The sequence below is a fragment of the Lysinibacillus sp. FSL K6-3209 genome (assembly GCF_037976175.1).
Lineage (GTDB): Bacteria > Bacillota > Bacilli > Bacillales_A > Planococcaceae > Lysinibacillus > Lysinibacillus sphaericus_D.
Genome location: NZ_CP150264.1, coordinates 1,892,514 through 1,907,668 on the forward strand (window position 1 = coordinate 1,892,514; position 15,155 = coordinate 1,907,668).

Consider the following 15,155-nt stretch of genomic DNA (forward strand, 5'->3'; position numbering starts at 1 on the left):
TTGAGACAAATCACGATAGGAGTTTTCGCTTTGTGTGATTATATGTAGCCATCTATTATCCTTATTTACATTGGAGGTATTACTTTTGTGGTTAAAAATATGATTTCCATCATGATGATTATCACTTTAATAACGATTGTTGCTATTAATGTGAAAAAGCCAATCGATGAAAAAGAAACAATGAAAACAGAAGAAACAGCGCAAACTGAAACCAGTGCTCCGAATGCAACAGAGGATACGCAAAATCAAGTAGAGTATAGAGCACCCGATTTTGAGTTGCAAACGTTAAAAGGTAAAACAGTCCACTTATCCGATTATGTAGGTAAAAAGGTATTTTTAAATTTTTGGGCAACGTGGTGTCCGCCGTGTCAAGAAGAAGTGCCACATATGCAAAAGATTTACGAAGAATATCAAAATCAAGGGGTAGAAATTTTAGCAGTTAACGTAACAAATAAAGATAAGGGAAAAGAGGTAGTTGCGCAATTTGTGAAGGAACATGGTATGACTTTTGACATTATGTTAGATGAAGAAGGGTCTGTAGGAAGTAAATATCAAGTTATTACACTGCCAACGACTTATATAATTGATACAAAAGGAAACATGGTAAATATCATTGAAGGGCCAATGAATGAGGCATTAATGAAAGAATTGATTAACACGACTAAATAATAAAAATGGACGATGTTATACTCCTATTTTTCTTTATTGGAAGATAAATCGAATGGTTTAGTAAGCGCTACTTATATTTAAGTAGCCTATTTTTTTTGAAGGATGCTGAAACGGCTATGCAGATAAACTGCGACAAACTGAAGTTCATCTAATAGTTTCAATATATACATGTCATAGACTAACTATTTTTTAATGTTCCTGTTCTAACTATTAACATTTGTCAGTATTAGGTTGTTTTTTTCTTTAGTATTTTTAATTTGAATGTATTTATATGAGAGAAAATTAGTATCTCGCAATGGAAGGATGTCAACCCAACTTGCATTGTAAATTATATACGTACATTTTTATTTTTTTGCAATTGAGGAGTGATAAATCATAACTACATAATAGGCTAATAGATATGGTTGAAATAAAAATGTTAATTATAGGTATATTATATTATTTTATGTAAACATTCTAAAAATTTAACCAATTTAATCTATTTTGCAGTAATGTAATGTTTGAAGTTAAAAATTTTAAAGGATGGTGTTATGGATGGAACCATATGTCGGAGAAATTCGAATGTTTGCAGGTAACTATGCTCCACAAGGATGGAGCTTGTGCAATGGCCAGCTCTTACCTATTGCAGAAAATGAATTGCTCTTTTCTTTAATTGGTACGACTTATGGAGGAGATGGACAATCGAATTTTGCTTTGCCAAATTTTCAAAGTAGAGTCGTTGTTCACCAAGGGCAAAACCCAATAACTGGGACTAATTATACTATAGGGCAAATAGGGGGGGCGGAATCTGTCACTTTAAGTACATCACAACTTCCAGCTCATACGCACCTAGTAAAAGCTTCTTCCCTTACTGGTACGACACCTAGTCCTGAAAATGCTGTTTGGGCGAAAAATATGCAATATTCGACACAACCACCAAATAGCACAATGAAGGCAACAAGCATTTCAAGTGTTGGCGGAAATGCGCCTCATGACAATGTAATGCCCTTTTTAACCATTAGTTATATAATCGCTCTTTACGGAATGTACCCATCATTTAATTAGGAGGAAAAAAGATGATTGAAGCATTTGTAGGTGAAATCAAATTATTTAGCTTTGCAGGCGTTCCAAATGGATGGGCATTATGTAATGGACAATTATTACAAATTAATACAAATCAAGCCTTGTACTCCTTATTGGGCACAACTTATGGAGGTGATGGCATTCGAACATTTGCCTTACCTGATTTAAGAGGTAGGGTTCCAGTTCATGTAGGTAACGGTGTGACAATAGGACAAAAAGCTGGACAAGAAACACATATGTTAACCTTGAATGAAATGCCGACGCATAACCATGCTGTCACGGCTAGTTCGGAAAATGCTTCATTGAAAACGCCTACTGGTAATGTATGGGGCACATCCACTGATACGATCTATTCAGTTAATGAGCCAAATACGAATATGAATGCACAAGCTTTATCATCATCTGGCAATTCACAGCCGCATCAAAATATGCAGCCATACAGTGTGGCGAATTATTGCATAGCTTTAGTTGGCATTTATCCACCAAGAAATTAAAGAAAAAGGAAGTGAAGAAATCATGTCAGAAGCCTACACGGGAGAAATTCGAATATTTGGTGGTAATTTCGCGCCACAAAATTGGGCATTTTGTAATGGTCAGTTACTAAGCATAGCTTCGAATAGTGCGTTATTTGCCATCTTAGGTACCGTTTATGGAGGAGATGGAAAGACAACCTTTGCTTTACCCAATTTAAATGGGAGGGCAGCGATTCATCAAGGAACAGGTGCAGGGTTAACTACAAGAAATATTGGCGCAACTGGAGGTTCTGCTACTGTTACATTACTAACAACAGAAATGCCTAGTCATCATCATTTGGCTGCTTGTAACAATGTACCAACAGCAAGTAATGAGCCAACGGGAGCAATCTGGACCGAACAGCAAGGTAGGGGCTCACTCCCTGCTTATTCAGTTTCAGGAAATACAACCATGAATGCGATGACGATCGATCAAGCAGGTGGAAGTCAACCACATAATAATATGCAACCGTATTTAGGGTTGAATTTCATTATTTGTTTATTTGGAGAGTTTCCTTCTAGAAACTAGGAATGATTTTGGCGAAGGGTGTGAATTAACTAAAAAGGAGAACCAAAATGGGAAAAAAGATTTTTATAATCATGCTATGTTTGCTGTTGATTACTTTTAGCCAATTAACTGGGATCAGTTTTTTGTCACCTGTTCAAGTAGAGGCGGCTAGTTGTGATACACCGAATTTTCCTAAGTGTACACAAGATTTAACACAACCTACATGGCTAGCTGATACGAATAATGGCTTTGTAGTAAGTCGTACTAGTGATGATGGTTTTGATTTATTAAAGTATAGTGATGGGACACAGTATCCTGCTGGATATTATATCGATGCAAATGAATATTCGCCACCAAAATCAATTCGAATTTCCGCTGGCGAAAACTTTGCGGGCGGTGTCTTTAATTTAAAATCATTAAAGATTAATACGATTAATAAACATAACGCAAACGATGCGCTAAGTTTAACGATTCAAGGATATGATCAAGATGGAAATCCAAAAGGAAGTCCCGTAACCTTTAAGACCGTTGCCTTTCATGAACCAATTTATGATATTCCGGTAAATTTAGAGGGCATTCACTCATTTGTTATTACTGTCAGTGTACAGTATATAGCTACTGTACAGGCGGGAATATGGGATGTAACATTTACACACTTTACAATCGATATTCCTAATAATCCGCCAACCGTTACCAATAGCGCAATTACGCCTTCAACTATCACTGCATCAGGAGTACAGTTGGACTGGGCGAAAGCATCTGACGATTTAACAGCTCAAGGAGATTTAGAATACCGGGTCTATCAATCTAGTAGTAATAATATTGATACGGTTAGTGCCATTGAATCCAATGGAACAGCTTTAGGAAGCGGTTATGCTAAAGATATAATGTCCTATAATGTTACAGGACTTACTGCTAATACAAGCTATTATTTCAATGTTATTGTTAAAGATGCTGATGGCTCCAAGAGTGCTTATACGATGCAGCAGGTCACAACACTTACATTAAATAAACCACCGACATCCAGTAATGGAACGGTAAATGTCAATGAAGGTCAAGTGTATACATTTAATACGACTTCCTTTGCTTTTTCTGATGAAGATGCTGGTGACACATTAAAACAGATTCAAATCTCTGCCATTCCAACTAGTGGACAACTTTTCCTTGATAGCAATCTGAATGGGCAGTTCGATGCTGCCGAAGCCATTCCAAATGGTATGACAGTTAGTAAAGTTGACTTAGATGCAGGGAATTTAAAATATATTACCGATAATGGTACTGCTTCAACGTTTGCATTTAAGGTAAGCGATGGTATGAATGATAGCGGTGTCTATACGATGAATCTTATTGTCAAAGCACGTCCTAACGTGACAATTTCATCAAATAAGACTAGCCCAACTAATAGCAATCCGATTCTTATAACGACGGTATTCAGTGAGTCAGTAACAGGTTTTACGGTCAATGATATAGCTGTAACAAATGGAATTGCTACCTCTCTAACAGGAAGTGGTACCACATATACGGCACAAATATCACCGATTGCAGATGGAGCTGTGAAAATTAAAATTCCCGAAAAAGTTGTTGCGAATAGTAGTGGTGCATTCAATAAAGCTTCAAATGAATTACAAATAATTTATGATGCTACACCACCTACCAATATTGCGCTTAGTAATACGACTATACAAGAAAAGAAACCCATTGGTACAACAGTTGGGACACTGTCAGCAACAGATTCAGGAAGTTCACCAACATTCACATATGCATTACAGTCAGGGGATATAAGCTTCTTTACGATTGATGGAAATGTATTAAAGACAAATGCGCTGTTTGTCTACGATACGAAAAATAGTTATAAGATTACGATAAGCGTAACAGATGAGGCTGGCAATACGTTTGATAAGGAGTTTATAATCCAAATTACTAAAAATCAAGCGCCTACAGGCACAATGACCATTAATAACGGACAAGCATATACAAGTTCTTCTGATGTTACCTTAACAATGACGGCAACGGATACAGAAGGAGAAGCGATAGAAATGCGCTTTTCGAATGATGGTACTACTTGGTCCAGTTGGGAGTCAAAAGTATCTACGAAAAGTTGGACATTATCAAACGGGGATGGTAATAAAACGGTTTATATGCAACTAAAGGATACGGCTGGTAATCTATCGAATGTATTTTCAGATACGATTGTGCTTGATACAACGCCTCCAGTTATAACAGGTGTTGCCAATAGTGGGGTTTACAACACTGACGTAACAATAAGTTTTAATGAAGGAACAGCTACCTTAAATGGAGCTCCCTTCACAAGTGGCACTATTGTAAAGTCAACCGGAAATTATACTTTGGTTGTAACAGATAGCGTAGGTAACACGACTACCGTTGCTTTTGCGATTGATAAAGTGCTGCCACAAGCAGTAGAAGTGACCATTAAATCGACTAATCTAGATTCGACAAAGGCAAAGGTAGGCGATACTATCGCATTAGCAATGAAAACAGATAAAACGATTCAAACTCCATCTGTTACCATTGCTGGAAAACCAGCTACTGTAAGTGGCGCTTCGACGAACTGGCAGGCGACTTATGTGATAGCGCATGGTGATTTAGAGGGCATAGCACCTTTTACCATCAATTTCAAAGATGTGCTAGGTAATGCAGCTATAGAGGTAACGGACGTAACGGATAGCAGCTTTGTTACAGTTGATGGCGTAAAGCCAACTGTAAAGAAGGGTACTATGGTGTCAACTAATACTAATCCAACAGTTGCTAAGGTCAATGATAGTATCACAATCGATTTTGAGACAAGTGAGGCAATTCAATCGCCAAATGTTACGATTCTAGGACAAACAGCAAATGTAAGCGATAAAGGTGATGGGGATGCTAAAACATGGCAAGCAAGCTATACGCTAAAGTCAGGTGATGCAGAGGGACCGATTCCTTTTACAATAGATTATCAAGATTTAGCGGGGAATGATGGCTTACAAGTGACAGACGTTTCATCAGGAACAGTTGTCGTGTTTGATAAAAAGGCTCCTGAAATAACAACCTATTTCCCTGCGCATCAGGCAACGAATGTACAGCCTACAGATAATCTTGTGTTAACATTTAATGAAAAGGTCTTGCCAGTTACGAATAAAAATATTGTTATTCGCAATGCTACTACAAATCAACTTGTTGAAACGATTGATGTTACACATGCCAATGTTTCAATCGCGAATCACAGCGTGACCATAAATCCTACAAAGGATTTTAATAATAACACGGCTTATAGCATTCAAATTGATGCAGGAGCATTTAGCGATTTGGCTGGTAATGTGTATGACGGCATTACCAATAATACGACTTGGTATTTTACAACAAGCGCATTACCAACATATACCGTTATGTATGACAGCAACGGAGCGGATGGGGGGAACGTACCTATCGATTCGAAGCGTTATAAAACACAGGAAACAATAACTGTGTTAAATAATGGGGATTTAACTAAAGCTGGATTTTCATTTGTAGGCTGGAATACGAAAGCTGATGGAAAAGGCGTTACTTATAAAGCAGGACAAACGCTTCAAATGGGGAAAGGGAACCTTGTATTGTATGCGCTATGGTCTGCAAACTCTGTACCAGGAGATGGAGGATCATCAACATCAAGTCCTGACCCCGTTGTACCAAGTAATCAATTTATGGTGAATGTAGTAGATCCGCGTTTGCCTAACGAGGTGCTCTTGCAAACCGTGTTAACACGTGTATTTAGTAACGGTAGTTTCCAAGATAGCGTGCATTTTACGGTGGCCAATGCAAACGAGTTTCTTCGAAAATTAGCGAATCAAGAAGATAAAAAATCTCGACTTGTCATTCCCGATATGGCGCAACCAGCAAGTGAGACAAAGGTGATACTTGCTAGAGAGGCAGCTAAACGATTACTAGAGGGCAAATCCTATTTTGGTATTGATATGACGATGGTCAAAATAGATGTTCCCTATATTTCTATGGCTGACTTCAATGAAGATATTTACTTCCGAATCGTTCCGATTAAGGATGCCCTACGGCAAAAAGCAATCGAAGACAGAGCTAAACAAGCGGAAATAGTGTTACAACAGAGTCATGGCGCTAATGTAAAGCTTGTTGGTCAGTCAATCTCGATTGACACAAATCTACAAAATCGTCCGGTAACAGTGCTACTACCATTACCAGCGAATTTAACTTCAGCTCAACGAGAACAATTAATGGTTTACGTAGAGCATAGTAATGGTTCAGTCGAAATCATCCGTGGACGAATTGTAGAATTTGCGAAAGGGCAAACAGCGATTGCTTTTGATGTGCAGCATTTTTCTACTTTTACATTACTAAATGTAGAACAAGCGCATGAAGAACAACCCGAAAAGGAACCTACAGAAGTGAACAAGTCATTTGCTTCTTATATTCAAGGCTACGCAGATGGTACATTCCGTCCGAATGCCTATGTCACACGTGCGCAAATGGCAGCAATGCTAGCAAGAAACCTAAGTAATCATAATGTACCAGAAGCGTCTAATGTTTTTTATGCAGATACAGCTGCTTCGTGGGCAAAAAATGATATAGAGTATGTTCGTACCGAAGGAATTATGCAAGGTCGTCAAAATGGTTCATTTGGTCCGAACGATATGATAACGAGAGCCCAAATGGCGGTCATTGCTGTAAGGTGGATTGATAAGCAATGTGCAGAAGGAACTACAGATACGCCGTATTGTGCAATAACAGCAAATGGCAAAACATACAGTGACGTGGCATCTACGCATTGGGCTGCACAGGAAATCCAACGCATAAGCTCGATGGGTATTATGGTTGGCTCAGGGAATGGTCAATTTAGACCTGAAGAGAAACTAACGCGTGCACAGGCGGTAAAAGTCCTTAATCGACTTTTCAATCGTCCAGTATTGACAGATAGCACAGTACCAATCTTTAAGGATATTCCAAGCAATCACTGGGCTTTCTATGAAATTCAAGCCGCAGCAACAAATGAAACAAAATAAGGACATTACATTATCTTCTATTACGATGCTATTAGCTGGCGGTTTTTAATAATCGCCAGCTATTTTAATGTTCACCCGATTTCCCCTCACTACTCTCCTAATTTTCTGTAAATAACTAAACTATCTAATATAAAATTCCTATCTTTATAGGATTAATTGAATGTGAATTTTATAATTCATTCATCCTTTTTAAGTTCTAATTTTTAATAAATTACTAGGTATATAGATGTAATTCAACTGATTGAAAATGCTACTTTCTATCAATATTTCAAAATATTCAAATATTACGATATTCGAATTAGTTTATTTGTGATAAATTGGAAATATCACACTAAACTGAAAAGTGTGACAATTAAAGGAGGAAGGGGAAATGAGATTTGAAAAAGTTTAAGTTAACGACATTTTTAAGTAGTATTTTAGCTTTCATTATGGTGCTTTCTCTCTTGGCTCCAATATCGAGTGCTAGTGCTGAAGAATCGAAACCATTCAAGCAGGATGGTCAAAGCGAAAGTATCATTCAATTAAAGGCTGCTATCGCTGAACAGCTAAGCTTGTCTAAAGATGGTCCAACGCTCCATGAAAGCTTACAAAATGTATCAGGCAATCAAGAGGTGGCAGTTATTGTTCATTTATCTGAAATGCCTGTGGCACTAGAGCAAGGAATAAGCCAACTTAAAGGCCAAAGATTTTCTAAAGCTCAGGCAAATGAAGCTCGCTCTAATGTAAAAGCACAACAAGTACAAGTACAAAAAGAGTTAGCTGTTAAAAATGTTCAGATGACGCAAGGCTACACATTCGATACAGTTTTAAATGGCTTCGCAGCAACTGTAAAAGCAAATGATCTTCCCAAATTGCTTACAATCGAAGGCATTACATTAATCGAACCAGATGCCATTGTTTACGCATCAGAAGATGATACGATGAAATCATCGGAACTGGTTAAGGAAGATCAGCTAGAAGCGCAAATGAATACAAGTAATTCTTTCCTTGGCATTGAACAGCTTTGGAACGAAGGATTGGAAGGACAAGGTATTAAGGTAGCCGTATTAGATACGGGTATTGACGCCGATCACCCTGAATTTGCTGGAATTTATAAAGGTGGAAAAAACTTTATTCCATATTCATCAACTTACACAAAGCCTCGTGCAGATAACGATGCATCAGAAACATTACCTTCGGAGCGTCCAGTTGGAACACCGGAGTTTAATGAAAAAGGAAGCGCATTCTATACTTCTCACGGTACACATGTTGCGGGAACAATTGCAGCAATCGGAGCTAATCAATACGGTATTAAAGGAATTGCACCAAAAGTAGACCTTTATGCTTACCGTGTTCTTGGGGCTTACGGAAGTGGTGCTACATCCGGTATTGTAAAAGCAATTGAAACGGCAGTATTAGAAAAAATGGACATTATCAATCTTTCGCTTGGCGGGGGAGCAAACTCTGAAACAGACGCTGGTTCATTTGCGATTAATAATGCAATGATAGCTGGAACAATCGGCGTTATTGCAACAGGGAACTCTGGCCCAAATCGCGGTACAATGGGTACGCCTGCAACAGCTCGTTTAGGAATTGCTGTAGGGAACACAACGAATCCTGAAACAATGTATAACGGGGAAGTCAAAGTTACCGTTGGCAATTACAACTTAACAAAACAACTTCCGTTAATGGGCACGACTTTTGGGAAAAATGTAGCAACACAGCTGCAAGGGGAATTTGATTTAGTAGCTGTCCCTGGAAACGGAGAAGTAAAAGACTATGAAGGAATCGATGTAACGGGGAAAGTGGCATTGATTTCTCGTGGTGGTATTGCATTCGTTGATAAAATTGCCAATGCAAAGGCAAATGGAGCAGTTGCAACAATTATTCATAACTTTGCTGGTGGAACGAATGCACCAAACATTTCAGGCACATTCCTTGGTGATTCATTTGAGTTTTTACCAACATTTGATATGTCCCAAACGGATGGTGCAGCCATTCGCGCTGCTTTAGCAGGTGGCACAGGAAAAGTAAGCTTTAGTAAATTTGCTTCAACAAATACTACGGGTGATGAGGTAAACTCTTCAAGTTCACGTGGCCCGTCTACACCAAACTTTGATATTAAACCAGATGTAAGTGCACCTGGGACAAATATTATGTCCACGATTCCAATGTATAAAAAAGATTTCCCTAATGCCAATTATGCTGAAGCATATGCTCGTAAAACAGGAACTTCTATGGCAACACCGCATATTGCAGGTATTGCGGCGTTAGTTAAACAAGCAAATCCTGATTGGAATGCGTTCGATGTAAAAGTAGCGCTTTCGAATACAGCAAAAGTTTTAGATAAGACAAAATACGATGTATTTTCTCAAGGGGCAGGGCGTGTCAATGCATATGCAGCAGCTCATCCAGAAATTCTTGCTTATGCACTTGATAGCGCAATTTTAGATGGAACGGGTGCAGTGGCAGAAAACTTGAAAGGTACTGTTACTTTCGGTCCACAATCACTTAAAGATAGAGATATTTCTGTCACGAAACAAGTTTTAGTAAAAGATATCAAAGGGAACGGTGGCAACTATAATGTTTCAATTGATGTGACAAAAACATTTGGTGATGCAACTGTTACAGTAGACCAGCCAACATTTAATCTAGTAGGTGAGCAAGTTTTAAATATTACGTTAACAGCTTCGCAAGCTTCCGCACCAAACGGCTCTGAATTACTAGGTTATATTTACATCGGCAATGGCGCTACAGAAATTTCATTGCCATTTGCAGCCGATTTTGGCGCAGAGGCAACAACTGAAGTCAAAGACTTGACTATTACAGAAACGGATCTCTCCTTTAACGGAGATGGAGTGAAAGACTCGGCTGTACTATCATTCACATTAACTGGAGATGTAACAACGAACTATATTGAACTTTGGGATATTATGAATCCAGAAGGCGGAGAATATGGAGATGGCTACATTGGCTATTTACATGCAGGTACTGCACTAGGAAAAGGTTCTTATACCCTAAAAGTAGGTGGGCAATACAAACCATGGGGATCAGCACCTGCCACAACGATTCCAGATGGTCTGTATACAATTGACTTTACTGGTCTTGCAGCATCAGGCGTAGTGTCAGACTATGTTGGACCAATTTTCGTCAAATCGACTAAACCAGAAATTACTGGTTCAGTAGCGCAAGGCGTTGCAACAGGTCAGGTAACAGATAAGTATATTGACTACAATGTAGCGTTAAGTGCATACGGTTTAAATTACAATTTAAATGATAAATTAAAAGCTTCCTATATTGCGACGGTAAATGGGGAAGTACAAGCGCCAGTTGCTTTTGAACTAAATCAAGACGGAAGCTTTACATTCCCAGTAACAGCAGAAACAAATGCTGTAACAGTAAAAATTAATGACGCTGCGGGCAATGTTGGGGAAGCTGTAATCTATGAAAAAGAAGTAGTAGAGCCAGTAGTGACACTTTCTGTAAATCCAACTGAGCTAAACCTAACAACTGGAGAAACAGCACAGCTGACGGTAACAGAAACGTCAACGCCTGCAGAAGGTGAAGCAACAGTGCAAGACGTAACGTCTAAAGCTACGTATGTTGTTGGAGATGAAAATGTTGCAACTGTAGTCAATGGTGTAGTAACGGCAGTAGGTGAAGGTACAACGACAATTACTATGTCATATGGTGCGAATGAAGTGACATTAAATGTGACAGTGAAAGCACCTAATGTAGAAACACCAATTGTCACATTAGAAATTGACCAAGCGCAGGTAGAAACAAGAATAGGTAAAGAAGTTGCGGTTAAAATTACGGAAGTAACTACTTTTGAAGGTAAAACAACAGAAAAAGATGTGACAAATCTGGCAACATACGAAGTAGCAAATGATAAAATTGCTACTGTAAAAGCAGGTGCCGTAAAAGGAAAAGGTCAAGGCAATACGACGATTACGGTAACGTATGGTGAGCATACACTAACATTTGATGTGTTGGTTGTAAAGCCAGGTAACGGCAATGGAAATGGAAATGGAAATGGAAATGGAAATGGAAATGGTAACGGCAATGGAAATGGCAAGGGCAATAACAATAACAATAACAATGAAGTGACCGAGGGTGACTTATAATTACGATTAGTTTAAACAAAAAGAGAAATTGCACTGCGCAATTTCTCTTTTTATTATGGACTGTAAAGCAACACTAAGATGTATGTCTCTAGTAAACTAACTGGCTGTGCTGGATTGCTGTGTTCCTTAAATTTAAGAAGCCTGTATTTTTTATTTTGACAAAAAAGACTTTTGTCATTATGATAAGGTAAATGAGAATGATTATCATAACAAAGGAAGCTGAAAGATGTTGAACAAGGTAATCCCATTACACGAACAATTTAGTAATGGAGTGAGATATAAGTGATGAGCAAAATGGATCGATCAGCATTAACATGGGAAAAAATGCAAGATGGTACACTGGCTGTTAAAACAACGGAAACGCTCATGGTGTTAACACAAAGTCGCTTTAAGGAATTACTTCATTTTGAAGAGTTATTAAAGGACATGCATCTGGATATAGATGAGAAGCAACTTATTTTGGAGCAAGAGCGGAAAAGTCTAAAAAAACAAAATACAAAGCTTGAAGCAGACATACAAAAACTAACACAGCAAAATGCGGTGCTACAAAAAAAGCTTACCGAGTATAATTGTGTCGTTGATGAGCTGAAGGAGCTTCGTCGACAGAATACCGACTTGTTGATCGAGCTTAGTAAATACACGGCTCTTTCAAAGGAATCGCTATCAGGTCCATTAAAATCAATGATTCGAGATATGCGAGAGCAAGGTGTAGGCATTAAAGAAATTCATATTCGTATAAAACGTCAAATTAATCCTGATATCAGTTATAGTATGGTGCGAAAATATATTTCTGAGCTTGAAAGTGAGAATAAAGCGTAACAACACGTGTTTCAGCGATAAACAACACGTCCATAGTAAATTTGTGCATTTACAGTTGCCACTCAAAGTCCTATAATTAGTCTATTCTTTATATTATGAATGCCATCATATGGAAATACGAGAAATCGTAAGTGATTTAAGAAGAGTAGGAGAATTCAAGACAATGTCAAACGAGAAAAAAGGCGTCTGGGCAGCATTTTTGGCCTATGCTATTTGGGGAGCATTCCCACTTTATTGGAAACTGCTTGAGCATGTGCCGAGTATGGAAATATTATTAGGGCGTGTCATATGGTCTTTCGTCTTTACAGTACTAGTAGTGATTATATTCGGTATGCGAAAAGATTTAATAGCTGATTTAAAATATTTATGGACGCACCAAAAGAGTTTTTGGCAACTCGCGTGTGCTTCCTTTGTTATTTCAATGAATTGGTACTTATATATTTGGGCAGTAACACATGAACATTTGATAGAGACAAGCCTTGGCTATTATATTAATCCACTATTGTCGGTTATTTTTGGTGTGGTCTTCTTTAAAGAGAGTTTGAGTCGTGCACAATGGGCTGCAACAGCAATTGCTTTTATTGCGGTCATCCTATTAACGGTAAACTATGGAACAGTACCTTGGGTGGCAATTCTTATTGCGTTATCATTTGCTATTTATGGAGTATTGAAGAAGAAAATTACCCTTGATGCAACAAGGGGACTTGCCATTGAAACGCTATTTATCCTGCCGTTTGCACTAGGGTATTATATCTATTTATTTACAACGAGCCAAGCGTCTTTCTTACACATCAATATCCAAACAGATGTACTAATGATTGTCAGTGGGATTGTGACAGCAGTGCCGCTAATTTTATTTGCAAAAGGTGCTCAAAATATTCCTCTTTATTTATTGGGCTTTATACAATATGTGGCACCAACTATTGTCTTAATTTTAGGTGTCGTTTTGTATAAAGAACCGTTTAGTCCAGTAGAGCTGCTGGCATTCAGTATTATTTGGGTAGCCTTATTAATGTTTTCTGGTTCGAAAATTTTAGAAATAAGAAAAGCACATCATAAATCTGCGTAACATAAGGTAAAAGTGTTAGAGTGACAGCGGTCATTCTAACACTTTTTTCAATGTCCCGTTCTTCGTTTATTACCTCGAATTGATTTGTGCTTTAATCGTCAAATAGGTTTCCTCAATTTTTCGCTTATAGGGAAGGTCGATTAAATCAATCGAGTCAATATAAGCTTTTTTGGCAATTTCATAGGCAGTCGTCAAATCACCATGTTGTACATAGCAAAGTGCTTTATAAGAAAAACATTCATTCATACTAAGCAAATCATAAGGGTGCGAGATGAAAATGGGAATTTCTGTAAAGTCGTTAAATGCCTCAAGTGATTCCGCATAACGACCAAGTAAATACAATGATTTTCCCTTTTCAGCGTAATAAAAGTTTTGATCCAATTTTGTGGAGCCGGTAAGTGCATGAAAATGTTCGATTTCAACTAATGCTTGCTTATAATCATGTGTATAATTGTTATAATAATGGGCTTTTAAGACGTAGATAAAGGCGTCGACATCAGCTTGTTCAACAAACATGCGATATTGCTCCAACTTCATAATCATTTTATCCGCCTGTTTGAAGTCACCATCTATCATCGCACAATAGGCGCCAATACGGTATAAATCATCAATATGATAAAACAATTGATTTTGATGTGCATGTTCTATCGTTTCTTTGATTAATTGTTTACCAGCTTCATGTTCTCCAATGGCTAGCTGAAAAATGCAAATATAATAAGCCAATTTTGCAGTATCTCGGGAATCTAACTGATAGTTTTCTTGTGCCACTTCTTCTTTTACTTGTACTATACAGCTATAAGCCTCATTGTATCGACGATTTTCTGACAAAATGGCAAGTTGTAGGATATAGGTTTTTAACCAATGGCTTAATAAATTAATCTCTTTAAATATTTGCCGGGCTTGCTGTAGCGGTGCCTCCCATGTCAATAAACCTGCCTCATATTGGGCATCAGCATAAATATACAGTAAACGCCCAGCTTCATAGCTAAGAGGGAGATCTTCTATATAAGGTTGAATGATATCTACAATTTGCTGATGGTTATTTGCATCTCCTCGTTTTACTTCAGCAAACATAATTTCTACTTGCTCCAGCAACTGACGTATATCTGAGGATGCTACTTGTTCAAGTAATTCACTTGCTTTCACCCCAAGCCGTTCCGCAATATAGTCTAAGCTTTCCATTGATGGCTTCGCTTTATCGTTTTCTATTTGGCTGAGCATACCTTTTGTTAGACGATCGGCAGCAAGCGCCTCTAATGTTAATTTTCGTTCTTTTCGTAATTTGCGAATTCGGGTGCCTAAAGAGTCCACTGCCTCGCCTCCTTTCTTCATTATTAACAATAATAACTAATCTTTGTAAAGTCTATACCTTTTGCCAAAACCAAAAGAGAATCTAGATGCTAA

General features: G+C 38.0%; 9 protein-coding genes. 8 read left to right on the forward strand and 1 reads right to left on the reverse strand.

Annotated elements, in window-relative coordinates; translation table 11 throughout:
- Positions 1 to 87 precede the first annotated feature (87 nt).
- The 8 genes from MHH88_RS09010 to rarD all read left to right on the forward strand — a co-directional run bounded on the left by MHH88_RS09010 (position 88) and on the right by rarD (position 13,751).
- Positions 88 to 669, forward strand: a complete 582-nt coding sequence (locus MHH88_RS09010; protein ID WP_339262523.1) for a TlpA disulfide reductase family protein — start codon at positions 88 to 90, stop codon at positions 667 to 669.
- A 534-nt stretch (positions 670 to 1,203) separates the two neighbouring features.
- Positions 1,204 to 1,713, forward strand: coding sequence for a tail fiber protein (locus MHH88_RS09015; RefSeq protein WP_339262525.1), 510 nt, complete (start codon positions 1,204 to 1,206; stop codon positions 1,711 to 1,713).
- 11 nt (positions 1,714 to 1,724) lie between these two features.
- Positions 1,725 to 2,225, forward strand: a complete 501-nt coding sequence (locus tag MHH88_RS09020) for a tail fiber protein (protein WP_339262527.1) — start codon at positions 1,725 to 1,727, stop codon at positions 2,223 to 2,225.
- Between the two features lie 22 nt (positions 2,226 to 2,247).
- On the forward strand, positions 2,248 to 2,772 hold the full coding sequence (locus MHH88_RS09025; RefSeq protein ID WP_339263028.1) for a tail fiber protein: 525 nt from the start codon (positions 2,248 to 2,250) through the stop codon (positions 2,770 to 2,772).
- Between the two features lie 47 nt (positions 2,773 to 2,819).
- Complete coding sequence (locus MHH88_RS09030; RefSeq protein ID WP_339262528.1) at positions 2,820 to 7,757, forward strand: S-layer homology domain-containing protein; 4,938 nt, start codon at positions 2,820 to 2,822, stop codon at positions 7,755 to 7,757.
- Between the two features lie 377 nt (positions 7,758 to 8,134).
- Positions 8,135 to 11,863 carry a S8 family serine peptidase gene (locus MHH88_RS09035; RefSeq protein WP_339262530.1) on the forward strand — a complete coding sequence of 1,243 codons (3,729 nt, stop codon included), beginning with the start codon at positions 8,135 to 8,137 and terminating at the stop codon, positions 11,861 to 11,863.
- 294 nt (positions 11,864 to 12,157) lie between these two features.
- Positions 12,158 to 12,682 (forward strand): hypothetical protein, encoded by a 525-nt coding sequence (locus MHH88_RS09040; protein ID WP_339262532.1) that lies wholly within the window; start codon positions 12,158 to 12,160, stop codon positions 12,680 to 12,682.
- Positions 12,683 to 12,845: 163 nt separating this feature from the next.
- Positions 12,846 to 13,751, forward strand: a complete 906-nt coding sequence (rarD, locus tag MHH88_RS09045; RefSeq protein WP_339262533.1) for an EamA family transporter RarD — start codon at positions 12,846 to 12,848, stop codon at positions 13,749 to 13,751.
- A 69-nt stretch (positions 13,752 to 13,820) separates the two neighbouring features.
- Here rarD and MHH88_RS09050 read toward each other — a convergent pair whose 3' ends face one another.
- On the reverse strand, positions 13,821 to 15,083 hold the full coding sequence (locus tag MHH88_RS09050) for a helix-turn-helix transcriptional regulator (RefSeq protein ID WP_339262534.1): 1,263 nt from the start codon (positions 15,081 to 15,083) through the stop codon (positions 13,821 to 13,823).
- Positions 15,084 to 15,155: the final 72 nt, after the last annotated feature.

Bases quoted from the DNA above. Each gene is read 5' to 3' on its own strand.
- MHH88_RS09015 (WP_339262525.1), top strand. From the start codon at position 1,204: ATGGAACCATATGTCGGAGAAATTCGAATGTTTGCAGGTAACTATGCT.
- MHH88_RS09020 (WP_339262527.1), top strand. From the start codon at position 1,725: ATGATTGAAGCATTTGTAGGTGAAATCAAATTATTTAGCTTTGCAGGC.
- MHH88_RS09025 (WP_339263028.1), top strand. From the start codon at position 2,248: ATGTCAGAAGCCTACACGGGAGAAATTCGAATATTTGGTGGTAATTTC.
- MHH88_RS09030 (WP_339262528.1), top strand. From the start codon at position 2,820: ATGGGAAAAAAGATTTTTATAATCATGCTATGTTTGCTGTTGATTACT.
- MHH88_RS09040 (WP_339262532.1), top strand. From the start codon at position 12,158: ATGGATCGATCAGCATTAACATGGGAAAAAATGCAAGATGGTACACTG.
- rarD (WP_339262533.1), top strand. From the start codon at position 12,846: ATGTCAAACGAGAAAAAAGGCGTCTGGGCAGCATTTTTGGCCTATGCT.
- MHH88_RS09050 (WP_339262534.1), bottom strand. From the start codon at position 15,083: ATGAAGAAAGGAGGCGAGGCAGTGGACTCTTTAGGCACCCGAATTCGC.